This is a genomic window from Parasphingorhabdus sp. (genome assembly GCF_039977335.1).
Taxonomy (GTDB): Bacteria; Pseudomonadota; Alphaproteobacteria; order Sphingomonadales; family Sphingomonadaceae; genus Parasphingorhabdus.
The window spans coordinates 1,827,351-1,853,749 of the sequence record NZ_JBDWDI010000004.1 but is presented as its reverse complement, the minus strand read 5'-3'; the positions used below and the strand labels follow the sequence as shown (position 1 = coordinate 1,853,749).

The following is a 26,399-nucleotide window of genomic DNA, read 5'->3' as shown; positions in this document are numbered from 1 at the left end:
AGCATCGCCATCACATCGTTTGAAGGATGCCGGTTTATTGTGATTTTTCGATGTCTAGAAAAAGCGCTTTGAGTTTGGCGGCCTCGGTGACGATGGAATGCCTTTGCCGGACTCGCTCTCGCGCCCGTTCACCCATGGTTTTGAGCGCGCCATCGTCAAGCTTCAAAAGCTGTTCCATGGCGATGGCGAGGCCCTCTGCATCGCTTGCGTAAACAAGAAAGCCTTCGGTGCCGTCACGGACAAGCTCTGGAATGCCGGCAACATAAGTTGAAATGATCGGCCGAGCGATGGCCATCGCTTCCATGATGACCACGGGCAGGCCCTCGGCAAAACTCGGCACAACCAGTGCCTTGGACCTTGCGGTGATGTCCCTGATCTCGGCGCCATTTTTCCAACCGACCAGATGGATCGATTTTTCGAGACCATATTGCGCAATTTCCTGCTCAATTTGCGGTCGCATATCGCCGTCGCCGACCATAGTCAGTTCAAACGGTACGCCTTTTTGGGCAAGCAGGTGGCACGCCCGGATCAGAATGATTTGCCCCTTCTGTTCGGCAAACCGGCCAACCGTCACCAAATGCGGGGTCGCTGGCGGGTTCGAAACCTCACTCTCAATAAATTCACTGCCCAGCCCGCAATGGACGATTTTGACCTTTCCCCAGTCTTCCTCACGCGCAAATCTGAAAATCTGACTGCGCCCAAAGGCAGATATCGCGGCGACAAACTGCGCGCGCTTTACTTTTTCGCGGAGATTGAGGCTGTGGGCTTTGTCAAACTCTTCGGGGCCATGCACCGTGAAGCTGTAAGAGGTCTTGCCAAAGACACTGCACAGCATGCCGACTTCGGTCGCATTAGTGCCAAAGTGGCAGTGGACATGGGAGACGCCATTTTGCCGCATCTTGCCAAACAGCAGACATGCCTCGGCCAGATAGACCAGATGTAAAAGCATCGGGCGTTCGCTGATCCGGCCCATTTTCATCGCCAGCAAAAGCGCCGAGAATAGGGAAATCGGATGGGAAAACAGCATCTTGATCAGACTGACGATCAGCGGCCCGACACCGCCAGATAGCAAATAGGATGTCTTGCTCCGTTCGGCCACATCAGCATCATCAGCAAGTTCGGCATCCCAACCGCGCACAGAGATGCGGGTTACATCAAACCCCTGTCGTTCGAGTTCCAGTATCTCGTTCCTGATAAATGTGTGGCTGATGGTGGGATATTGATTGACCAGATACGCTATCTTGGTGCGGTCAGAAATATCATCATTTGCATTCATGAGGCGGGCTTTCAAAAATTTTGGTGATTCCGGCGCTAGATAATCTTGGCCGGATTTCCGACCGCTGTTTTTCCATCCGGTACGTCGCAAAGGACGACGGCGGATGCGCCGATATTGCAATTATTTCCGATGCGAATGTCGCCCAATATCTGCGCATAGGCGCCGATCTCAACATTGTCGCCAATATGAGGCACGCCGCCGCCTTCAACCCGGTTGCCGATAGTCACGCCCTGACGCAGCGTACAGCCAGAGCCTAGAACAACCCCCGGGTTGATAAAGATTCCTCCAAAATGCCAGATCCTTAAACCCGGTCCGACGCTAGCCTCTTTTGGCAGACTGATCCCGAACAGCGTTTCAAAAAAGCGAAACAGCATCCAGTATAATTTAGTTCCATACCATTTCCGAAAGCCGCCATTGCGCCTGTCGACAGACCGGCCATATCGATAGACTTTGATGGCCCAAAGCGATTGCTCTTTCAGCATCGGGCGCGTGCCATCCACTCTTTCCAAATCCGACCGCCAGTCATTGTCGCGATTTTTGAGAGCCAATGGAGTAATCCTTGTCATTTGCGATGGTTGCTACGTGGTAGACCATCATAGAGCCCGCTTTGTGCTAAACAACACAGTAACGAATTTAGACACTTAGGGTCAAAATATAATTAATCGGGCAGATGCGGATCACTAACCGACAATCAAATAGACTTATAAAAGATTGATCGGGGATTATGTACCAATGGACATCTTCCCAAAACTAGGCACTTTTGGGATAACAAATCGTCGGACCGGACCCTTCTGATGGGGAAAAAGCAGAAGAGGAGCTCCAAATGAGCGGGTCGCGCTCCGGTCCGACACTAGCTTGCAAGTTTAATAATTGGATCGCTAATCGACGGTCGTGTTTCCTCGATCAAAATATATTTTTACAGGCCCAAGCAATCCGGTTGCAACTAAATGCTCTGAACGATCCCTAAATTGCGTAAATCTCTTGTTTCCGTCCAGTGCCTTGCCAATGGAAGCGTTTCGTTGGGCCGGAAAAAGTCGCACGGTGATATTGTTTTCACCTTCCTTCAGATATTCCCCAATACTGACTGTAAAAGGATGATAGGCGAGCCGCGAAACATGTTGGCCATTGACGTAAACTTCCGCTGCGCCCTGCACTAAACCTAGATCAAGCCTAATGCATTGGTCGCGGCCTCTTACATTGAGCGTGGTGCTGTAATCCGCAGCGCCTTCATGATAGCGCAATCGATCAACATCGCGCCAATCCGTCAAGCGGTCGAGCAACAAGTCCTTTTCAAGTGTTTTAGAAGTTACCGTCCATCGATCGAGCAACATGTTTTGGTCCGGATCCTGACACGGCGTCGCCGATGCGACATCTGGGCGCTTGAGATTTTCCACAATGAATCGCGAGCCAAATGGTTCCAACGGCAAAACAAATTCACCCTTGTCATTTAACGGCACGAAGTCCTCGACAGCCCCTGTCATAGGGTTGAATATCCATCGATCTATCGTTGGATCACCATTTAATCGCAACGCGATATCCTTAGCGGAAATACTGGCAATGAAATCGATGCGGCCGTTCTGGCCAACTTGACGTGTTACGCGTCTTGCGAGGGATGGGCTGGAGAAACGCAGACTGGTTTTCGGCAACTTGGTAACGGCTGGCAGATAGCGTGCTTTATCAGGGAAAAATGTCACGTTTGGATGCGATTTTGCCCTCTCGATGGCGCGGGCAAGCCGCGCGCTTTGTTCCGCATGTTGTTTATATCCCGGTGGATCGACCGGCGGATCCCCTAGTATGTGAATCTGCGTACCGGCATCCGCCAGATTGAGAAGGCGCTCCATATCGGCCGCGGGCATTTTATCAACAAAAGGCACCAAGATCGCTTTGTAAGCAGTGCCGGATGCGGGTAGCTTGCCTGGCGCGACAAGGCCTGACGAGAGGGCATGACTGTTCAACCAGTTCCAGGTGATACCCTGCGCATCTATTCCATGCGTTAACTGCCGGACCTGATTCAACCATTTGACGTCGTCTCTGACCTTGCCGTCGTCCAATTGATGAGATTGGCTTTCAGTTTCTCCACCCAGTGTTTGCATGGAGGGATGGTCTGTATCGGCAAGATAGCCGTGGTATAGATGCTCCTGCGCAAATCCATCACCCACCAGGGCATTTGGAAAGCCAAGAAAGGGGTAATATATCAGCAGATCATAATCCGGTACGCCCTGACGCAACATATAATGGCTGCGCGCGATATATTTGTTCAGCGGCGGAAGATCTGACCAGAAAACATTGTCGGGCGTTGCATTGAACGTGAAGGACAGCTCTGACGGCAGTTTGTTGAAGGCTGCAGGCATCGACCAAGGAAACCAATTGACCTTTCCAACCTCTTTGGAGCTAGTTTCCCAAGGATAAGTTATGCCGTGATAATGTATCTGATTGATGCCATTTAACAGAACCTTGTCAGCCATCATCTTAAGCCGGCGCGGAGTGAAGGTATAATCACGCCCTAGCGAAACAAAAGTTTCGGCCGCGACAATGCGCCGACCATAAAGCGCTCCCGCAGCGGAAGACAGCTTCAGAAACAAGTCCGTGCCGCCAGCATATAGCTGCTCAGTTTGCGGGATATCCAAACGTCCCATTGCACGTATCGTATCGATCTTTAGCCCGAAAACCTCTCCGACTGTTTCCATGCTTTTGGCATTGGACCAATGCGTCAATTCGCCGAGATAATTTTCAATATAGAGATCGGATACGGTCTGATCATAATCATGTCTGATATTATCATCATGATCGGTCAGCAAATAGGATGGCGTTGCATTCATACTCAAACTATGCGCCGCAAAATGGTGGCGTCCATCCACTGCAATTGTCGGCAAGAGGGGCGCCACGCTATACCCGCGACGTTTTTCAAACTCTGATAAGAAGTCCGATGTGATATGCGTATTTACGGCAAATTCCGCACTATCGATAAAAATGCCCCGAACTGCTTTGCCAAAGCCTTTTGATAAATTGGTTTCGGCGCCGAAGGAAAACTCCAAGTGCCGTCTGACTTCGCCCTTGTCGAAATGATCGAGAACGAAACCGCCTCTTGGATATGCCCCTGTGCTAGCAGAACCAAGAGAGGCTGACGGACGCTGATAGGCTGCGATAATCAACCACTCTCCGTCGGGCGCTTGCCAACGAACAACGCCTTGGCCGTCCACTTTATCGGTAATATCAACAACGGATTCGGGATCCAAATGGAGCTGATCCTCCAAATTGAAGAAGAAACTGCTGCGATCACCCGAAATCGGCTTGGCTGCCAAAACGGAAATTATCTTCGCACCGTCATTGGTGAAATTGACTATATCGTCATCCGAAAATGCTTCCAGAAACAGCAACAGATAATCTGCGTAGGTCGGCACAGGCTTGGGGAGAGGGGCGTTAATAAACCGCCCGCCATTAATGGACATTTCCGCAAAGCTCAGGTCAGAAATCCCGCGCTCAGGCGTTATATGCGGGCCGTTTGCCGGCCAACCAGAGGATTCTCCAAGGTCGATCTGCATATCACGTTCGTCTAGCATCTCGAGAACGCGGCCCAGTTTTCTAAAATAATCCTCTGTGCCAACCGTAAGAACGCGGCTGGCAATTTCTTGGTCCTCTTTCCACCCTGTATTGACCGAAAAGGCTTCATGTTCGAAGCCAGCAAACCCCATTGCGGCCAAGTCATCAAGCTGCTGTTCGACTTGCTCCAAATCGATATCGCCGCCGGGCCACCACCACCACGCCCAAGGGCCAAACTTGCGTGGAGGTGTTAGGATCTCAGAAGGATCATATTCAACAGCATCGTAGCTCGGAGTAAGACCTTGCTCTACCTGAGGCCTATCCAATGGCTGATCGGCAATGGCATTTAGAGCATTGATATCACGCCAGGAAAGCGCCGAGTTTGGCTCTGCATCAGGAATGGCAAAACCGGTATCTATTGTCGATTTTAGCCAAAGCCCTGCGATTACAGAAAATAGGATGATTAACGAAAGAAGCCAAAGCAATAGGCCTTTGACCGCTCCGTTCCGCAACAGGAGAGTATCAAATAACCTTCTGAAAATGCTTCCTCTCGCTGTCATCAATCGGCCGTGACTAAAATTCACATCTTGCTTGGTTAGAAGCTGCGCGCAACGCTTTGATATCCGTATCTCCATTTTAAATCATTTGATTTATATGGGATGTAGGGCGGCATCATGTCAAGCCGCAACATCTGCAGAAAGTCTCCGCGCGTGGCAAACCGAATGTATCCCGGCCACGCCGGCGACATCCAGCCCTGCCATCAAGATTCGGCATTTGTCAGCATTTTCGGCAGCAAAGTGATCAGGCAATATTAAATTCAATACTATGCTTTATTAAATCGTCTATTTATAATATAGATATTTCTATAAATAATATTTTGTAAAACTATTCTGCGCAAAGATCACTAGCCAGACAAATTTGCAGGAGAGAAGAGTTTACAAAATGCCTGAAACTGCTGGAATTTTGGGGTTGCAGCACCTTGCGCATCTCTGTTAACCATAGCCGCTAACAAATCGGTCTGGGGCGTTGACTATTTGTTTTGTTTCAAGCTGTTGCAGGCGCGATGCAATATAATAGTGAAGAAGTGCTCATTTCGGAGAGTTAGATGGCCAAGCATACCAGGATTCCGCAAACCCATCTCATTGCCCTTGAGCCTCGAATGATGTTTGATGGCGCGGCGGTTGTCACCGCAGCTGCAACATTGACCGCGGCGGATACACTGGAAAACGGGGCATCTTCCCAAGGTATTTTCAGCGCAGGAAATAATGGCCTAACCGGAGATACGGTTCCCCATATTGGCCTTGCGCCACCTATTACATCAGTGCCAGATTCAAGCGTTAGCCAACCCGATTTGACAGCGGTTAGCGTCGCAGCGCTGGATGAGCAAAGCGCATTTTCTGGTGATCTGGTTTCCGGCCTTGGCAAGGGCAGTGTAGCGGACGGGTCATCGCTTGGCGGAGCGGATGTGGTTATTGTTGCTAGCAATGCTGAAGCCTTCTCTGTCGTTGCAACGGAGTCAGATTCAGCTGCATCTGTTGCTGGTTCCGCGCTTACCATTCCTGTGAACAATGATCCGGTTTTATTACCGGTTGGCCCAGCGCAGCAATCATCAAATATTTCGGAAAATATTACAGTAAAAGAGCAAGTCGTTGCAAAAGAAGCTGTCGTCAGCGATACCGGCCGCGCTGCTGTAGTTTCCGATGATGTTGTTGGGGTTGTTTCCGTTCAAGACAATGTCGTGCGCCAGGACGCTGTGTCACCGCAGCCGATCTCTTATGATCTCAGGGAATCAGGTGTTCGGCCTGCCGATTTCCGGGACTATTTCATTATAGATGACAATGACTCCCGATTTGCCATGAACCGGATATCCTACAATGGCGAGCCAGCCATGGTAGAGGATGTTGTGGTTGAACAGCGTGCAGCGCCGGCCGCCGGGCAAGACTATATTTTCATCGATACCAATGTCGAAAATTATCAGGAACTAGCGGATACCTGGGCCGGCAAAGGCATAGTCGTCCTCATTGATGGCAATAGCGACGGGGTGGATCAGATCATGACCGCCTTGGCCGGTGCCAGCGATATCGGTGCCATCCATATCGTTAGTCATGGTGATGAAGGTGTATTTTGGTTGGGTACGACCCAGATTGACAGCGCTTCGGTTTCCGGAGCGCTGGCATCGTCGCTGGCGTCGATAGGTGCGAAGCTTTCGGCCGACGGTGACATATTAATCTACGGCTGTGATGTCGGTGCGGATGAAGCGGGGCAGCAGTTGATGAACGCGCTGGCTGCGGCAACCGGTGCGGACATCGCAGCTTCAATCGACGATACGGGCAGCATTTTGCGCGGTGGTGACTGGACGCTGGAAAACCGGCTGGGCCAAGTTGAGGCGGCTTCGCTGGTCGCGCGAGATTGGGATGGATTGTTGGCGTCAACGTCGATTTCTGTCCAGTCAGGCAACCCAAACGTGGTCAATGGGGCTGGTAACGCTGTCAACAGCAATACACGCGTTGGGGAAGGTGCAACTGCAACATGGACCAATGTCGGGACGTTTAACGGCCAGCAAATCAGTTTGCGCGCAACGGTAGTTTCTCTCACCGCCGGTGATGATATTCGGTTTAGCACGTCAGGCGATGATCCGAGGCTTCTTCTGAGGGAGCGCGGCCCAGAGGGCGTTGCTACCACCGAAATTCGCTGGGATATTTTCTACGCCGGTAGCGGAGCTCCGGTGAATATCGATATTTCCTTTACAGTTGCCGACATTGACGGCTCCGGCGGGCAACCCCGCAGCCGTGAATTTGTTACAGTTAGCACTGATACACTTTCATCTTTTGAAAATGCCGGCATATCGGATATTGATTTTGATACCAGTATTCCAGGAGAGGTTACGGCATCGGGCCTGGAGAACGAGACTCAAAACCGTCCACAAGCTGCGGCGCGTTTCAATTGGCTGGATACCAACAGCTTCACCATCACCTATAATCTTGATCCCGCATCTGGCTTCACTGCTGCCGGTTTCGGTCATGACGGCGATCTAGATTTTAATCTCGGTTCCGGCGGAACTACCGTTTCGATACCCCGACTGGATCTGGATGCAAATGACGGAACTGCCGGTGGTTCAGCTTATAGCGGCACTTATGTCGAAAATGCCGCCGGAGCCAGCATCGTGGATAGCGATGTCGAGATTACCAATCCAGACGGCACAGTCCAAAATGCCAGCATAACATTAACCAATGCTCAAACCGGCGACCGGCTGCTGGTCAATGGTTCCACAGCGGCATCGGGCACATTGGCAGGTGGAATCAACTACACACGAACCGATACCGGGGTCTCTTTGACCGGCGGTGCAAGCGCGGGGGCATACGAAAATGCCCTCAAAGCGATTACTTTTGAAAATACGACGGAGCGTCCGTCTGAGGTCGACCGTACAATCGATATCAGCTTTGCGAACTCGGCTCTGAGTTCCAATGTCGCGGTTTCCACCATCAGCGTCGTTGAAATTAATGATCCGCCAACGGCGGTCAATGATGCGACCCAGACTACTGATGAGGGCACGGTGATTACCGGCATTAATGTGCTCGCCAATGATTTTGACGGTGATGGGGATTCCCTGTCAGTCACGGCGGCAAATGCCAATAATGGCACGGTAACAATCAACGCCAATGGCACATTAAATTACACGCCGAATGGCGGGTTTTCCGGCACCGATACAGTCACGTACACTATCAGCGATGGACGTGGCGGCACATCGACCGCAACTTTTGATGTGACGGTAGCATCGGTAAATGATCCCCCCGTGCCTGTTGGTAGCCTGCCTTCGCAAACCAATGTTGATGCAGCGCAGGGTATTTTTGTCGGTACCTCGCAAGGATTTAGCGATCCGGATAATGGCTTTGGTGAGCTCAGCTACTCGGCCACTGGCCTGCCGCCCGGCTTGTCGATCAACGCCAGTACCGGCGCGATTACCGGCACGATAGACAATAGCGCCAGTCAGGGCGGTTCTGGCGGCGTCTATAATATTGTGGTTACGGCGACGGATCCGGATGGTGAGTCGGCGACCCAAAATTTCGCATGGACGATTACCAATCCGCCGCCGCAAGCCAATAACGGTGGCGGCTCGACCAATGAAGACACGCCGATCACGGTCAATGTGCTGAACAATGATCAGGATCCGGATGGCGATGACCTAACGGTTGTTTCTGCAAGTGCGCCCAATGGGGCCGTGGTGATTAATGCAGATGGCACGCTAACCTATACGCCCAATGCTAATTTTAATGGCAATGATGTGATCACCTATACGATTAGTGATGGCGAAGGCGGAACCGACACGGCCGTCTTTACGATTTTTGTGAACGCGGTGAATGACGGCCCTGTGCCGGTTGGCTCCTTGCCACCGCAGGCCAATGTTGATGCCGATAATGGTGTGAGCGTGGCTACGGCTGGTGGTTTTAGCGACATTGATGGTCCGACGATCAACTACAGTGCAACTGGCTTGCCCCCAGGGCTGTCGATTAATTCCAGCACTGGCGAGATTACCGGCACGATTGATAACAGTGCCAGTCAGGGCGGCACCAATGGCGTTTATTCTGTTACTATAACGGCGACTGATTTTCAGGGCACTCCTGCGACCCAGACTTTCGCGTGGACCGTGACCAATCCGGGTCCAACCGCAACCAATGATACCGCTTCAACCGATGAAGACACAGCGGTTACAGTAACCGTCCTCGGCAATGACAATGACCCCGATGGCGATGATTTGACGGTGACAGTGGCGAGCGCTGCCAGTGGCACTGTCGTCATCAATCCCAATGGTACGTTGACCTACACGCCTGACGCCGGTTTTAGCGGCACTGATACGATCACCTATACGATTAGTGACGGCGAAGGCGGAACTGCGACCGCAACCGTCGAAGTCACAGTTGCCGCGGTTAACGATGCTCCGACGCCCGTGGGCGCCTTGCCGCCGCAGGTCAATGTTGATGCGGATACGGGCATTAGCGTCGCCACAGCCGGCGGCTTCACCGATAGCGATGATGCAACCTTGACCTATGGCGTGTCCGGCCTTCCCGCCGGTCTCAGCATCGATTCTGCCACAGGCGAGATAACCGGCACGATTGATAACAGCGCCAGCCAAGCCGGCTCCAACGGTGTTTACACGGTTACCGTAACCGCGACCGATCCGGGCGGGCTTAGCACCACGCAGACATTTAGCTGGACCGTAACCAATCCAGGGCCGGTTGCCGTCGACGATGCGGCCACCACCAATGAAGACACACCGGTTCTGATAGACGTGCTGCCTAATGACAGCGACCCTGACGGCGATCCGATTACCTTGATTGCCGCAGCCGCTTCGGTGGGTCAGGCAACAGTTGTTGGCAATCAGGTAAACTATGTCCCGCCCGCCAATTTCAATGGCACGGCGACGATCACCTATACCATCAGCGATGGTGAAGGCGGCACTGCGACTGCGACCATCACAGTGACGGTTGATCCGGTCAACGATGCGCCTGTTGGCACGGCACTGCCGCCACAGGATACGGAAGACGGCGCGGTTATTTCTGTGCCGGTTGCTGGTAATTTCAGTGACGTTGATGGCGATACACTGACATATGCGGCGGCGGACCTGCCACCTGGTCTGTCGATTGACCCGGCTTCCGGCGTTATCTCTGGCACGATTGATAATTCGGCCAGCCAGACGGGCGGCGGCACATACACCGCGACCATCACCGTCTCTGACGGCAATGGCGGTACGACAACGCAGACAATTACTTTCAATGTCGCCAATCCTGGGCCGACAGCCGTCGATGACAGCGCTTCCACGGATGAAGACACGCCGGTCACCATTTCACCTTTGGCCAATGACAGTGATCCTGATGGCGATGACCTCACCATTACTTCCGCCAGCGCGTTGAACGGCAACGTGGTTATCAATCCCGATGGCACGGTCACATATACCCCTAACCCCGATTTTAACGGCACCGATACGATCACTTATGAGATTTCGGATGGCGAGGGCGGCACATCGATAGCCGAGATTACGGTTACGGTTGCGGATGTTAACGACACGCCGGTTTCCAATAACAGTATCGGCGATCAGACCAATCTGGATAGTCAGGTTATCAGCCTGCCGGTTGCGGGTGCATTTAGTGATCCCGACGGCGATACCTTGTCCTATACCGCTGCTGGCCTGCCCGCTGGCCTGACAATTGACCCGGCCACAGGTGTCATTTCCGGTACGATCGACCGCAGCGCCAGCCAGGTCAATGGCGGCGTCTATTCAATTACCGTAACGGCTGATGACGGTCGCGGCGGCACCGTTTCGACCACCTTTGCATGGACGGTCACGAACCCCGCCCCGGTGGCGAGCAATGACAGTGTGACGACGGACGAAGACACGGACGTCAATATTGCTGTGCTGACCAATGATGTTGATGATGATGGCGATCCACTGACGATTACCGAGGCGGAGGCTGGCAACGGTACTGTTACGATCAATCCTGACGGTACGCTGGCTTATTCGCCCGATGCCAATTTCAATGGCGAAGACACGATCATCTACACGATTAGCGATGGCGAAGGCGGTTTCTCTACCGCGACCGTCACTGTCACTGTAAACCCAGTGAATGATGGCCCGACAACAGTTGGCCTTGCCAATCAAAATGGCGAAGATGGTGCAGATGTTTCCATCCCGACAGCGCAAGGCTTTGATGATATTGATGGCGATGATCTGACCTTTACGGCATCCGGCTTGCCACCGGCGCTATCGATTGATCCGGATACCGGTTTGATTACGGGCACGCTTGCTTCCGATAGTTCAGTCAACGGGCCGTTTATCGTCACGGTTACTGCCACCGACCCATCGGGTGAGTCGGTATCCACGACTTTTGTTTATTCGATCCAGAATATCCCGCCAGTAGCGGTGAATGATACGGCTACCACCCCAGAAGACACACCCGTCACGGTCGCCGTTCTAACCAATGATAGTGACCCTGATGGCGATCCGCTGACGATCACGTCAGCGAACACCTCGGATGGTACTGTTGTCGTAAATCCAGACGGGACGCTGACCTTTACCCCTGCACAAGATTTCAATGGTACTGCTGTTGTTACCTATACCGTTTCGGATGGTCAGGGCGGTACAGCGACGGCAACTCTGACCGTCGACGTGGTGGCAGTGAATGACGCGCCTGAGTCTCTTCCAATTCCCGATGTGACTAATGAAGACAATCAGTCGGTTTCGGTCGATACAGGTAGTTTCTTTAGCGACCGTGATGGTGACACGCTGACTTTTGGTGTCACGGGTCTGCCGGCCGGCCTGAGCATTGATCCAGCAACCGGTATTATCAGCGGCACGATTGACCGCGATGCCAGTCAGCCCAATGGCGGTGTCTATTCGGTCACCGTGACGGGCACCGATCCCGATGGCCTGACCACCAGTCAGACCTTTACCTGGACCGTGACCAATCCCGCGCCGACAGCAGTGAATGACACAGCCACGACCGACGAAGATACGCCGGTTGATATCACGGTGCTGACCAATGATACGGACCCGGATGGCGATCCGCTAACGGTGACGATGGCAACCGCGCTTAACGGCACCGTAACGATTAATCCGGACGGGACGCTAACCTATGCACCGGACGCCGACTTTAACGGAATGGATACGATCACCTATGTGATCAGCGATGGCAATGGCGGGACTTCTACGGCCGTTGTCGAAGTTACTGTCAATCCGGTCAATGATCCGCCTGTGGCGGTTGACGACGTCGCGACCACCAATGAAGATACGCCCGTCACCATCGGCGTACTCGCCAATGATACCGATGCCGATGGCGACCCGTTGACGGTCACAGCGGCGACATCGCCTGATGGCACGGTGGTGATCAATCCCGATGGCACGATTACCTTCACGCCAGCTCCGAACTTCAATGGCCTGACGACGATCACCTATACGATTAGCGACGGCAATGGTGGTACCTCTATCGCGACCGTTTCGGTCACAGTCGATGCGGTCAACGACCCGCCGGTCGCCAACATGGACAGCGCGACCACCGATGAGGACACACCGGTTGATATTCCCGTGCTGACCAATGACACGGATGTTGATGGTGATCCGTTGACGGTGACAGCCGCCGATGCGCCCAATGGCACAGTGACGATTAATCCGGATGGTACAGTGACTTATGTCCCTGATCCGGATTTTAATGGCACGGATACGATCACTTACACGATTAGCGATGGCCAGGGCGGTTTCTCTACTTCGACGGTTGAAGTGACAGTGAACGCGGTAAATGATGCCCCTGTAACGACACCGATTGCGCCGCAAAATGACAATGATGCGGACGTTATAGCTGTTGACGTTAGCGGTAATTTTACGGATGTTGACGGTGACACGCTGACCTTCACTGCCATGGGATTGCCTCCCGGCCTGTCGATCGATGCGGCTGGTAATATCACTGGCACAATTGATCCCGATGCTTCGCAAGGTGGTCCGGGTTCCGATGGTATTTACAGCGTGACGGTCACGGCTGACGATGGCAATGGCGGCACAGTAAGTCAGACCTTTGTTTGGGAAGTGAATAACCCGGCGCCAACAGCCGTAGATGATGTGGCGACAACTGATGAAGATACGCCGGTATCCATTGCCGTGCTTGCCAATGATACCGACCCGGATGGTGACGCGCTCAGCGTGACATCGGCAACGGCATCTAATGGCCTGGTCACGATTAATCCAGATGGCACAATAACCTATACACCCAATCAGGATTTCAACGGCACCGACACGATCACCTATGCGATCAGCGATGGTCAGGGCGGCACGTCAACAGCCACCGTTGATGTCACTGTCGCGCCGGTCAATGATGCGCCAGTTATCGATAGCCCGCTGCCCAATGTTACCGGTCTTGACGGCGAAACGGCCTCTATCCCGACCGCTGGCAATTTCAGCGATGTCGATGGTGATACGCTGACCTTCACTGCAGCCGGCCTTCCCGCTGGACTGTCGATTGATCCAGACACCGGCCTGATCACCGGCACGATCGATAATCAGGCCAGCCAAGTAAATGGCGGCGTCTATACGGTTACGGTTACCGCGGATGATGGCAATGGCGGAACGGTTTCCACCACCTTCACCTATAGTGTCACTAACCCGGCTCCGACGGCGACCAATGATACGGCGACAACCGACGAGGATACGCCGGTTACTATCCCGGTATTGGCCAATGACAATGATCCGGATGGTGATGATCTGACGGTCACGGTGGCTAGCGCACCCAATGGCACGGTTGTAATTAATCCCGACGGCACAATAACCTACACGCCCAATCAGGATTTCAACGGCACCGATACGATTACCTATACGATCAGCGATGGCAATGGCGGGACGTCCACAGCCACGGTCGAAGTCACGGTAGCGCCAGTTAATGATGCACCGGAAGTCGATATACCCATTGCAAATCTCAACAATGAAGATGCTGATGTCATTTCCGTTGATGTGAGTGACAAGTTCAGCGACCTTGATGGTGACACGCTAACATTCACCGCCGCCGGCTTGCCCGCTGGGCTGTCGATCGATGCCAATGGCCTGATTACCGGCACAATTGACAATCAGGCGAGCCAGGTAAATGGCGGCGTCTATACGATCACGATCACTGCCGACGATGGTAATGGCGGAACTGTCGATGGCACTTTCACATGGACTGTCACCAATCCGGCTCCGACTGCGGCTAACGACACCGCGACCACCAACGAAGATACGCCGAGCGCACCGATTGCGGTTCTGGCGAATGACACTGATCCGGACGGCGACACCCTGACGGTGACGAGTGCAACGGCGCCCAATGGCACGGTGGTTATCAATCCCGATGGCACATTGGTTTATACTCCGGCCGCCAATTTCAACGGCACGGATACGATCACCTATTCGATCAGCGATGGCAATGGCGGCACCTCTACGGCGACCGTTGAGGTTACCGTAGTCGCAGTCAATGACGCACCGACCGCCGATCCGCCGCTGACCAATCAGACCAACGATGATGCCGATGTAATCTCGGTAGATGTCAGTGGCAGTTTTGAAGATCTCGACGGCGATACGCTAACCTTTACAGCCGCCGGCTTGCCTGCGGGCCTAACAATCGACGCCAATGGTTTAATTACCGGTACGATAGATGCGGACGCCAGTCAGGTTAACGGGGGTGTCTATACGGTCACAATCACGGCCGATGACGGCAATGGCGGCATGGTGGATTCCGTGTTCACTTGGACGATTAACAACCCGCCACCGGTTGCGGCCAATGATACAGCAACCACTCCTGAAGATACTGCGGTCAACATCCCGGTGTTGACCAACGATAATGATCCCGATGGTGACACGCTGACGGTGATTTCAGCCGACAGCGCCAATGGCACGATTGTGATCGAAGCCGATGGCACACTGACCTATCAGCCGGACCCGAATTTCAATGGTGTCGACACGATTGTCTATACGATCAGCGACGGCAATGGCGGCACCGCGACCGCTACGGTTGAAGTGACTGTATCGGCAGTGAACGATGCACCGGAAACAGTCGGCCTGCCCGATCTGTTTGACTCGAACAACGAAGCCATCACGGTTCCGCTGGGATCGGCCTTTAGCGATGTCGATGATGCGACGCTCACTTATAATGTTACTGGCCTGCCAACTGGCCTGACATTTGATCCGGCGACTGGCCAGGTAACCGGCACGACTGATCCGCTGGCCTCTTCTGGGGGACCGGGCAGTGACGGTATCTATACCGTGACCGTGACAGCAACAGATGCGGCTGGGCTAACGGTCAGCACGACCTTCACCTGGACGATCACCAACGAGCCGCCTCGGGCCATCAACGATAATTACTCCGGCACAGAGGACACGTTGATCAATCTCGATGTCCTGACCAATGATGTCGATCCGGATGGCGATCCGATGACGCCAATTGTGATTACGTCCGCAGTGGCGACAAATGGTACGGCGGTCATCCTTGCAGACGGCACAATCGACTTTACGCCTGACCCGGATTTCAACGGCACGGCAACCGTGACCTACACGATTCAAGATGCCAATGGTGAATTTGCAACAGCCGTGGCCACCATCGTCATTGATCCCGTCAACGATGCGCCGGATGGGACCATATTGCCCAATCGCGATAGCGAAGATGGTGATGCGGTCAGTGCTGATTTTGGGCCGCTGTTCAGCGATCCCGAAGGCGGTGTCCTAACCTTTACGGCTGCTAATCTGCCGGATGGTCTATCGATTGATGCTGCCGGTAATATCACCGGTACCATTGACGCTGATGCTAGCCAGGTAAATGGCGGCGTCTATCAGGTTGAAATAACCGCAACCGATGATGGCGGACTGGAAACCACGCAAAGCTTTATCTGGACGATAACCAATCCCGGACCGACGGCCAATACGGATACGGCTTCGACAACCGAGGATACAGCAACTGCGCCGATTGATGTTCTGACCAATGACAATGATCCCGATGGCGATGACCTGACCGTCACGGCAGCGAGCGCGCCCAATGGCACAGTGGTGATCAATCCGGACGGAACGCTTGTCTATACGCCAGACGCCAATTTCAACGGCACCGATACCATCACTTATTCAATCAGTGATGGTCAGGGCGGAAGCTCTACGTCAACAGTGACGGTGACGGTTGGCGCTGAAAATGATGCACCGACAGTTGCTGCGCTGCCGGCGTTGGGCAATGCGGACGCGGATGTGATTGCGTTAGACGTCAGCGGCAGTTTTGACGATCTTGATGGCGACACACTGACCTTTACGCAAATGGGTCTGCCTCCGGGACTTACTATTGATGCGGCTGGTAATATTACCGGAACGATTGATCCTTCTGCTTCGCAGGGCGGACCAAATGGTGATGGCATTTATAGCGTCACCATCACCGCCGATGATAGCTTTGGCGGAACGGTGTCCAGCACCTTCAGCTGGACCGTAACCAACCCACCACCAGTCGCTGTCAATGATGGGCCCATTGCGGTGACCGAAGATACGCCGCTGGATATCAATGTCCTCGGCAATGATACGGATCCCGATGGTGATACGCTAACCGTGACTTTGGCCACGGCCGGCAATGGCGACGTGACGATTAATCCGGACGGCACAATCAACTATGTTCCCGACCCTGATTATAACGGCCCCGATACGATCACCTATACGATTAGTGATGGCAATGGCGGCACCTCTACGGCGACGGTTGAAATTAACGTTGGCGAGGTCAATGACGCACCGGTGGCAAGTCCGATTGCACCGCGCGGCGATGTCGATGGTGCTGTGGTTTCCGTACCCGTGGCTGCCAACTTCTCAGATGTTGATGGCGATACACTGACCTTTACGGCAGCGGGCTTGCCGCTTGGGCTGTCTATTGATCCCAACACCGGTATTATCTCCGGTACGATCGACAGTGATGCGAGCCAGCCAGCCGGCGGTGTCTATACGGTTGTCGTAACCGCTGATGACGGCAGAGGCGGAACTGTGGACCAGAGCTTTACCTGGACAATCACCAATCCTCCGCCGATTGCTGTAAATGATACGGCATCTACGTCGGAAGACCTGCCGGTTAACATTCCGGTTCTGGCCAATGACAGTGACCCTGATGGCGATACGCTCTCTGTCACAACTGCCAGCGCGGCCAATGGTACGGTGGTCATACAGCCAGATGGCACGATTGACTACACGCCTAATCAGGATTTTAACGGCACCGATACGATCACATACACAATCAGTGATGGCAATGGCGGAACGGCCACTGCGACGGTGACTGTCACCGTTGGCCCTGTCAACGATCCACCAGTTGCAGTGAATGACACGGCGGTAACAGATGAAGAAACGCCAGTTACCATCCCTGTACTGGCCAATGATAGCGATGTGGACGGCGATCCACTGACGGTTACCAATGCCAGCTCGCCCGACGGTACGGTGGTGATCAATCCCGATGGCACGGTCACCTTCACGCCCAATCAGGATTTCAACGGCCCGACGACGATTAGCTATACGATCAGCGATGGTCAGGGTGGCACAGCGACGGCGACTGTCGATGTCACCGTCAATCCGGTCAATGACCCGCCAGTGGCGAATGACGATGTCGCGACGACACCAGAAGACACGCCTGTCACACTGAACGTACTCGGCAACGATACGGATGTGGATGGCGATCCTCTCATCGTGACGGGGGCGACCTCGCCAGATGGTCAGGTTACGATCAATCCCGATGGCACCGTGACCTTCACGCCCAATCCAAATTTCAATGGCACCACGACGGTGACCTACACGATTAGTGACGGTAATGGCGGCACGGCGACAGCAACGGTCACGCTGACGGTTGACCCGGTCAATGACGCACCAGTGGCAACGCCGGATGTTGGTCAGACCGATGAAGACACGCCAGTCACCGTGTCTGTACTCGACAATGATACAGATGCCGATGGCGATCCGCTGACGGTGACTGCGGCCACTGCGCCCAATGGCACAGTAGTCATCAATCCTGATGGCACCGTGACCTATACGCCTGACCCGAATTTCAACGGTACGGATACGATCACCTATACGGTCTCCGACGGCAATGGTGGTTTCGCGACGACGACCGCGACGATCACCGTCAATCCGGTGAACGATGTGCCAGTGGCCGTGAATGATAATGTCTCGACGCCGGAAGATGCGCCTGTGACCATCCCAGTGCTCGGCAACGACACGGATGCGGATGGCGATCCACTGACCGTGACCGATGCCACCTCACCAGACGGCACAGTGGTGATCAATCCCGATGGGACGATTACCTTCACACCCAATCCGGATTTCAACGGTCCAACGACCATCACCTATACGATCAGCGATGGTCAGGGTGGTACCTCTACAGCAACCGTCACCGTCGATGTTACGCCGGTTAATGATCCACCAATGGTCACGCCGGGCGTTGCAGGTACACCGGAAGATACGCCTGTCACCTTGTCACCGCTCGACAACGCTAGCGATGTAGATGGCGATCCGCTTACCATCGTTAGTGCAACATCGCCCAATGGCACGGTGACGATCAATCCAGATGGCACGATTACCTACACGCCTGATCCGAATTTCAACGGTACGGACGTGATCACCTATCAGGTGAGCGACGGCAATGGCGGCTTCACCACCGCGACGATCACAGTGACAGTCAGTCCGGTCAACGATCCACCGGTTGCGGCGAATGATGTTGCCGACACCGATGAAGAGGTGCCGCTGGTCATTCCGGTGCTCGCCAATGATGTTGATCTCGATGGTGATCCGCTGACGGTGACCAATGCCGCTGCGGCCAATGGCACAGTGGTGATCAACCCGGATGGGACAATCACTTACACGCCAAATGTCGACTTTTTCGGCACGGACACCATCACTTATACCATTAGTGATGGCAATGGCGGGACATCTACTGCCACCGTCGCGGTCACCGTCCGTAACGTCAATGAAGTACCGGTTGATGGCGATGAGCAAGTGTTCGGCATTGGCGGTGCAGAGACGATCATCGATGTGCTTGCCAATGGCAGCGATCCCGATGGCGATCCGCTGAGTGTGTTCACCGCCAAAGTTGATATCGGCACGGTGGTGATCAATCCAGACGGTACGATTTCCCATTTCGCAGATCCCGAGTTTCAGGGCGTTGCGACAATCACCTATATTGTCAGCGATGGTCAGGGCGGCTTTGTGGAATCAACCGCCACCGTCATCGTTACACAGGCCAATGCGAACGTGAACGACCTGCTTGGCAACCCCGGTATCGGTTTCCCCGATAGCGAACCACAAAGCACCACGGTCGACCCGATCAGTGATTTTATCACGACGCCTCTGATTATCGACGATACGGCCAACAGCTTCCGCTCGTTGAACAATACCGCCGATTTGAATGGAGACAGACCACTGCTAACCGCCGTCAACGGGCTCCGTTCCCTGAACGGTATTGGGTCGTTTGATGTGGACGGTAATCCGATCAGCGATGTTGTCGATCAGCTCGATAAAATCCGCGACCTGCGCTTTGGTGCCGACCGTCTGTTTGATCCGCGCTTTGGTGACTTCCTGGTCGAAGGGCTTACCGGCTTCTCGGTTCGCCAGCTGTCAACCGGCAGTGATCAGGTAATGATTGAATCGGTTGTCCGCGATCGGGTCATCTATATGGAAGTCCGCGACATCGGTGCAGCGAGTGATCCGCGCATGGTTGAATATCAATTGCGCACCCGCGATGGGAGCCCGCTGCCAAGCTGGATCCGTATGGATGCGCGCGGCCTTGCGATTATCGAACGACCAGTGGACGCGGAAACCGTTCGCTTGATCGTACGGGCGATCCGCGCCGATGGACAAGTGGTTGAAATTCCTGTTCTTATTCAAGGAGCAACAGGCGAAATCCAGATTGATGAGAAGCTCAAACTTTCTCAGAACACAGAAGGTGCTGCGCCTCTGGGCAGCGCCATGGCATTGGCGGATGCCAGTGCCGCAGATGAAACTGCGCAGCTACTTGCTGCGTTCAAGGCCTAGATGGGGAAGCAGAATATGTACATGAAACAAACTCTGAGTATTTCGGCACTGGCCTTATTGGCTGGCTGTGCGGTCAATCCCAAACCGCTGACGCCATCGCAAATTGACACCACAGCCCGCGAAAATATTGTTGCTGTGGATGCTGATCAGGAGCCCGTAACGGCTCCGATCAACCTTTATGAAGCCATGGCACGGGCGCTCAAATATAATCTCGATTATAAAGTCGAGCTGATGGAAGAAGCGCTCAAGAACCGGGAACTTAACCTGTCGCGTTACGATATGCTGCCGCAATTGGTTGCCAATGCTGGCTATGCCGGGCGGAATAATTTCTCCGGTGCAAGTTCGCTGTCTCTGATCACCCGGCGTCAGTCACTCGAACCATCAACCTCATCCGAACGGGATATTTTCACCGGCGACCTGTCGCTCAGCTGGGATGTGCTCGACTTTGGTTTGTCCTATGTCCGCTCCCAGCAAAAGGCGGACGAGTTTCTGATCTCTCAGGAACGCCGTCGCAAGGTTGCCAACCGGATCATCGAAGATGTCCGCACCTCTTATTGGCGTGCCGTTAGTGCCGAACGCCTGCTGACCAAGCTCAAGGAGCTGGAAGGCAATGTCAGCACCACGCTCGACAATAGCGAACGGCTCGCCGAACGGCGCTTGTCCGCGCCGCTGACCGCGCTCACCTATCAACGCGAACTGGTCCAGATTCAGGCCGAAATCCGCAAATTGCAGCGCGAACTGGTAGTTGCCAAGGCGCAGCTCGCGGCGCTGATGAACCTGCGCCCCGGCACCAATTTCTCGCTGGTCTTGCCAGACCGGACAGACAATTTGCCAGCGGTCAAATATTCCGGCGAGGACATGATGATGACCGCGCTGAAAAATCGCGCAGAGCTGCGTGAAGTCAGCTATCGTCAGCGGATTAACAGCAAGGAACTGGATGCCGCGCTGCTTTCCGCTTTGCCGAGTTTCCGCGGCATATTGGGCGTGAATGTTGATTCCAATGACTTCCTGTTCAACAATAACTGGTTCCAATATGGCGCGCAGGCGAGCTGGAATGTGCTCAACCTGTTCAAGCTTGGCCCTAAGAAAAAGGCGGTTCGTGCGCAGGATGAATTGTTGCGGCAACGCGAACTCGCGCTGACCATGGCGGTGATGACACAGGTTCACGTGTCGCGCGCGCGCTTTGGTCATTTGCAGGAAGAGCTGCAGACCGCTGAACATCAGCACCGGGTGCAGGACAAGATCCTCTATCAAATCCGCGCAGGCCACAAGGCCGGTGCAATGAGCCAGCAAACCTTGTTGCGCGAGGAAATGAACACGCTGGTTGCAGAGGTGAAATATGATATAGCTTATGCTGAGGCGCAAAATGCCTATGCGAACCTGTTTGCTTCCATGGGCATTGATGATTTCGCGCCGGATCTGACAGGCCGCGAGGACGTCAGCACATTGACCAGCTCTCTCACCACGCTTTGGCAGGAACGCGAAGCCGCGATGAAGCTGGACCAATAACCGAAGAACCAGAAAGCACATTTTATGAGCGAAGCACCCGAGGACGAAGCCTCGGATACCGGGGAAAAATCAAAGGCTCCATGGCTCTGGGGCGGCGGCATAGCGCTGGCCGCAGCAATCGGCGTGGGCGTTGCCAGTGGCGGTGATGGCCCCAATTGGTCGAGCAATGAAGCGGCACAAAATGCCACGGAAGAACAGTCCGCGGAAACCGCTGAGGCTGAGGCCCAAAAACCTGCACCCAAGCCTGATCCGGATGTGCGCGGGGTAATCAAACCCAAGCAAGAATCGACCATAGCATCCCGGATGACCGCCCGGATCACGTCGATGCCCTTTGGCAAAGGACGCAGTTTCCGAAAAGGCGCATTGCTCGCGCAATTTGATTGTTCGGCGATCCGTGCAGAACTGAAAGCCGCGCAAGCGGCGGCCAATGCCTATAATGTCACCTATAAAACCAATGTCGAACTCGACCAATATGAAGCCATTGGCAAGAATGAGGTCGCCGTTGCAAAAGCCAATCTGGGTAAGGCCAATGCTGAAGCCAGTGCGATCAAGGCGAACCTGACGGATTGCGCTGTCTATGCGCCATTTTCCGGCACGGTTGTGGAGGAAATTGCGGGTCGTGGTGAGATTGCGGCCAGTGGCCAGCCATTGCTGACGATCCAGAGCGGCGGTGATCTTGAGGTCGAATTGATCGTGCCGAGTAACTGGCTGACATGGATGCGTCCCGGCGTAGACTTCACCTTCACGATTGACGAAACAGGTGCTGATGTGACCGGCCAGATTACCCGGTTGGGTGCGTCGGTTGATCCGGTGAGCAAGACTATTCGCGTCACCGGCAATGTCGATAAAACCGAAAGTCTGGTTCTGCCGGGGATGAGCGGTACCGGGGTGTTTGTGAAGCCGTCGGAAAAACCGGCGCAGAGCGCGGCGGAAAAAGCATCGTCCGATGCCCCAGCCAAATCAGAAGCAGCAAAAGCCGATGGCCGCCAGCCCTCCTGATTCCGACCCTGCACCTATTGCGATATTACCTGTAGCCTCGGGGGCAGCACCGATATCCGGTGATGCCAATATGCTGGCCAGCTTGCTGCAGTTTGAAGCGGAGGTACGCCGCCAGCCGGGGGTAGCTGAACTCCACTATCATGTCGCCAATGAGATGCGTCGCATCCTGCCCTATGAGCAGATGTTCATCGCGCGCCAGCCGCGCATAGGCGATGACTATCATATCGTCTGCGCGTCCAGCATATCGTCGGTGGACCGCAACGCGCCGCTGATCCAGGCTATGGAAAAGCTGATTGCGAAACTGGCGAAAGATGATGGTCTGGACCGGCCCCATGATTTCACTCTGGATGCGATGAGCGCGGATCCGGCACTGGCCGAATATCCCTATGGCGAATGCCGCTGGCAGCCGTTGCTCGACAGCGAGGAAAAGCTATTTGGCGGGCTGTTGGTGATGCGCGAGACGCCGTTTCGCGAAGGCGAGGGCTATCGGCTGACGCGGCTTTCCGAAACCGTTTCGCATAGCTGGCGGGCGCTGACTGGAGACAAGCCGGTCAAACGCATTGGTCGCTTTGGCCGCAAAGAGAAAATCGGTGTGATGGTCGCTCTGCTGGTAGTTGCGTTGTTCCCGGTACGGATGACCGCTCTCGCGCCCGTGGAAGTCGTCGCGGCGCGTCCGTTCATGGTCGCGGCCCCTTTTTCCGGTGTCATTTCCCGCATCCATGTCACGCCCAATGCAGCGGTTGAAGAAGGTGCGCTGCTGGTATCTTTTGATGATGTGAAGCTGTCCAACGAACTCAAGCTGGCGCAGGAAAAACTGGCTGTGGCAAAGGCAAAGGTGGACCGCTCGACCAGCTCTGCTTTTGGCGAGGATGATGAAACCCGCGAGATCGCGACCCTGCGTGCGGAATATGAACTGGCGCAGGCGGACTATAATTTTGCCAATGATGTCATGGGCATGTCGCAGATAAAGGCGCCGCGCGCTGGCATGGCAATTTATAGCGACCGCAGGGATTGGGAAGGGCGCGCGGTCAATGTCGGCGATCCGATATTGCAGGTCGCCGACCCCGGCCAAATCGCGCTGCGCATTGATCTTCCCACGGCCGAACAAATGGCACTGGAAAATGGATCGCGCGTGAAAGTCTGGCTTGACGCACAGCCGCTTTGGGCAGTCGAGGGCAAGGTCGAGCATGCCAGCTATCAGGCGCGGCAGACACCGGAAGGCATATTAGCCTTCGCAGTCACCGCCAAACCAACCTCCGGTAATCCGCGCATCGGCTCACGCGGAACGGCCAAGCTTTATGGCCAGTGGGTGCCGCTCATCTATTCGTTGCTCAGGCGTCCGATAGCGAGCTTTAGACAAACAATCGGGCTATGACCGCTCCCGTATCAAATGCGCCTGTCGAACCGGAACGGCCGCTACTGCCGCCGCTCCGGCAAGAATTGCGGATCGAACCGGGCGCTGCGCTTGTCACCGGCGCGCCCAGCTGGACGTTGTTCGACCCCGTGCGGCACTTATTCTTTCAACTCGGCAGGACCGAATATCGCATCCTTTCGCGCTGGGCATCCGGCGACTTGGCCAAGGTCAGCGAGGATCTGGCCGCGGAAGGATTGGACGAGGAAGAAATCAACAATGCCTTTGGGCAGGTGGTCGACTTTTCCCTGACCAACAGCCTTACCGTTACGCCTATGGGTGACACGGTTGCCAGCTTCACGGAACAGCGAAAAACGGCCAAAAAAGCGTGGTGGAAATGGATGTTGGATAATTATCTCTTCATCCGCATCCCCATCGTGAAGCCGGCGGCTTTCCTCGAACGGACCATCGACAAAGTTGCGCCGCTCTGGTCCTATCCGGCCTTGACCTTCTTCGCTTTGCTGGCGCTGACCGGTCTGTTTCTCGTCGCACGCCAATGGGATAGCTTTCTCGCATCCTTCCTCTATTTTTTTAGCTGGCAAGGTCTGATCGCCTATGGTCTTGGTCTGTTCGCGATCAAGATATTGCATGAGCTTGGCCACGCTTACACCGCCACCCGCTTCGGTTGCCGCATACCCAGCATGGGGGTCAGTTTTCTGGTGATGATGCCTGTCCTCTACACCGACACATCCAGCGCGTGGCGTCTAACCTCGCGCAAACAGCGGTTGATGATCGACTGCGCCGGGGTAACGGTGGAGTTGATGATTGCCGGCCTTGCGACCATGGCTTGGGTTTTGCTTCCCGACGGCATGCTGCGCAGTGTTGCCTTCATTCTCGCCACCACCAGCTGGGTGATGAGCCTGGCGATCAACCTCAACCCATTCATGCGCTTTGACGGCTATTATGTTTTGTCCGATTGGCTCGGCGTTCCCAACCTGCAACCGCGCGCCTTTGCTTTGGGCCGCTGGCGGTTGCGTGAGATACTGTTCGCTTTGGGCGACCAAGCGCCTGAACAGGTGCCGGACCGGCTGCGCCGCGGGATGATCGTCTATGCTTGGATGACGTGGATTTACCGATTATTCCTGTTCATCGGTATCGCGCTGCTGGTCTATACGCTCTTCTTCAAACTGCTTGGCGTGATCCTGTTTGTCGTCGAGATCGCAGTCTTCATCGCCCGGCCGGTCATGGCTGAATTCATGGTCTGGGCGAGTATGAAGGACCGGATATTGGCCACATCACGGACGCGGCTATTATTGATCGGCAGCGGCATAACGCTTTTACTCTGTCTCTTGCCGCTGGACCGGCATATCAGCGCGCCGGCCGTGTTGACCCCTATTGGCGCATCCCCGATTGTCGCCGGTGATCCGGGCAAGATCGAAAAGATATTCGTCGAAAATGGGGAAAGAGTGAAAGCGGGAACACCGTTGATCCAACTGTCTGCGCCTGAGCTGGAACAGTCTGTTGCGGCCACCAAGGTGAAAATCGCCAACCTGCAACTGCAATTTGGTCGCGGCGCGGCGGATGATATTGACCTGTCTAACCGCATGGTGCTCGAACGCGAACTAAAGCAAGAGCAGGACCAGCTTGCCGGTCTCGAACTGCGCAGCGAACGCCTGATCCTGCGCGCACCCATTGCCGGTATCGTGACGGACCTGTCGCCCGACATCCATATGGGCCGCTGGCTGGGCGGGGCGGAGGCCATTGCCTATGTCGTCACCTCCGATGACTATGATATTCAGGCCTATGTCAGTGAAGATGATATCTGGCGGATATCCAAAGACGCGCGCGGCCGCTTCATTCCGGATGATCCGGTGCAGGCGTCGCTGGCAGCCAAGCTGATCGAGAAATCAACCAATGCGGTCGAAAGAATTGATCAACCGATATTGGCGTCGGTCAATGGTGGGCCGATAGCATCGGATAAGGACGAGAATATCTTGCGGCCCCGCACGGCGCTTTACCGCGTGCGCCTGATCGCTTCCAAAAAGGCCTACAAGGATGGTGCCGCGTTGCAGCTAACCCCCGGGAGTGTCGAGATTGCGGCGACGGGCCGGTCGGTTGTCGGCGGACTGCTGGATAAAGTGACACGCTTGTTCAGAAGCGAAGCCTCTTTAAGCAACTGATTCGCTTCT

General features: G+C 54.6%; 8 protein-coding genes. 5 read left to right on the top strand and 3 right to left on the bottom strand.

Going from position 1 to position 26,399, the window contains the following annotated elements:
- Positions 1-34: 34 nt before the first annotated feature.
- The 3 genes from ABJM21_RS16185 to ABJM21_RS16175 form a co-directional block, all read right to left on the bottom strand.
- The gene (locus ABJM21_RS16185; RefSeq protein WP_348301952.1) at positions 35-1,276 is read right to left on the bottom strand and encodes a glycosyltransferase; all 1,242 of its coding nucleotides are present in this window, start codon (positions 1,274-1,276) and stop codon (positions 35-37) included.
- Positions 1,277-1,311: 35 nt separating this feature from the next.
- Positions 1,312-1,824 carry a serine acetyltransferase gene (locus ABJM21_RS16180; RefSeq protein WP_348301951.1) on the bottom strand — a complete coding sequence of 171 codons (513 nt, stop codon included), beginning with the start codon at positions 1,822-1,824 and terminating at the stop codon, positions 1,312-1,314.
- A 330-nt stretch (positions 1,825-2,154) separates the two neighbouring features.
- Positions 2,155-5,301 (bottom strand): glycosyl hydrolase, encoded by a 3,147-nt coding sequence (locus ABJM21_RS16175; RefSeq protein WP_348301950.1) that lies wholly within the window; start codon positions 5,299-5,301, stop codon positions 2,155-2,157.
- A gap of 620 nt (positions 5,302-5,921) precedes the next feature.
- Between ABJM21_RS16175 and ABJM21_RS16170 the strand changes: the two genes are divergently transcribed.
- From ABJM21_RS16170 to ABJM21_RS16150, 5 genes are read left to right on the top strand one after another with little or no spacing between them, the layout of a single operon-like run.
- Positions 5,922-20,351 carry an Ig-like domain-containing protein gene (locus ABJM21_RS16170; RefSeq protein ID WP_348301949.1) on the top strand — a complete coding sequence of 4,810 codons (14,430 nt, stop codon included), beginning with the start codon at positions 5,922-5,924 and terminating at the stop codon, positions 20,349-20,351.
- 21 nt (positions 20,352-20,372) lie between these two features.
- Positions 20,373-21,860 (top strand): TolC family protein, encoded by a 1,488-nt coding sequence (locus ABJM21_RS16165; RefSeq protein WP_348301948.1) that lies wholly within the window; start codon positions 20,373-20,375, stop codon positions 21,858-21,860.
- A 24-nt stretch (positions 21,861-21,884) separates the two neighbouring features.
- A complete protein-coding gene (locus tag ABJM21_RS16160) occupies positions 21,885-22,859 on the top strand; it encodes an efflux RND transporter periplasmic adaptor subunit (protein ID WP_348301947.1) in 975 nt (324 codons plus the stop codon).
- Positions 22,840-24,234: an HlyD family efflux transporter periplasmic adaptor subunit gene (locus ABJM21_RS16155; protein WP_348301946.1), complete on the top strand. Its 1,395-nt coding sequence runs from the start codon at positions 22,840-22,842 to the stop codon at positions 24,232-24,234. The genes ABJM21_RS16160 and ABJM21_RS16155 overlap by 20 nt, the downstream gene beginning before the upstream one ends.
- Positions 24,231-26,390, top strand: coding sequence for an HlyD family efflux transporter periplasmic adaptor subunit (locus ABJM21_RS16150; RefSeq protein WP_348301945.1), 2,160 nt, complete (start codon positions 24,231-24,233; stop codon positions 26,388-26,390). The genes ABJM21_RS16155 and ABJM21_RS16150 overlap by 4 nt, the downstream gene beginning before the upstream one ends.
- Positions 26,391-26,399: the final 9 nt, after the last annotated feature.

Bases quoted from the DNA above. Each gene is read 5' to 3' on its own strand.
- ABJM21_RS16185 (WP_348301952.1), bottom strand. From the start codon at position 1,276: ATGAATGCAAATGATGATATTTCTGACCGCACCAAGATAGCGTATCTG.
- ABJM21_RS16170 (WP_348301949.1), top strand. From the start codon at position 5,922: ATGGCCAAGCATACCAGGATTCCGCAAACCCATCTCATTGCCCTTGAG.
- ABJM21_RS16165 (WP_348301948.1), top strand. From the start codon at position 20,373: ATGAAACAAACTCTGAGTATTTCGGCACTGGCCTTATTGGCTGGCTGT.
- ABJM21_RS16160 (WP_348301947.1), top strand. From the start codon at position 21,885: ATGAGCGAAGCACCCGAGGACGAAGCCTCGGATACCGGGGAAAAATCA.
- ABJM21_RS16155 (WP_348301946.1), top strand. From the start codon at position 22,840: ATGGCCGCCAGCCCTCCTGATTCCGACCCTGCACCTATTGCGATATTA.
- ABJM21_RS16150 (WP_348301945.1), top strand. From the start codon at position 24,231: ATGACCGCTCCCGTATCAAATGCGCCTGTCGAACCGGAACGGCCGCTA.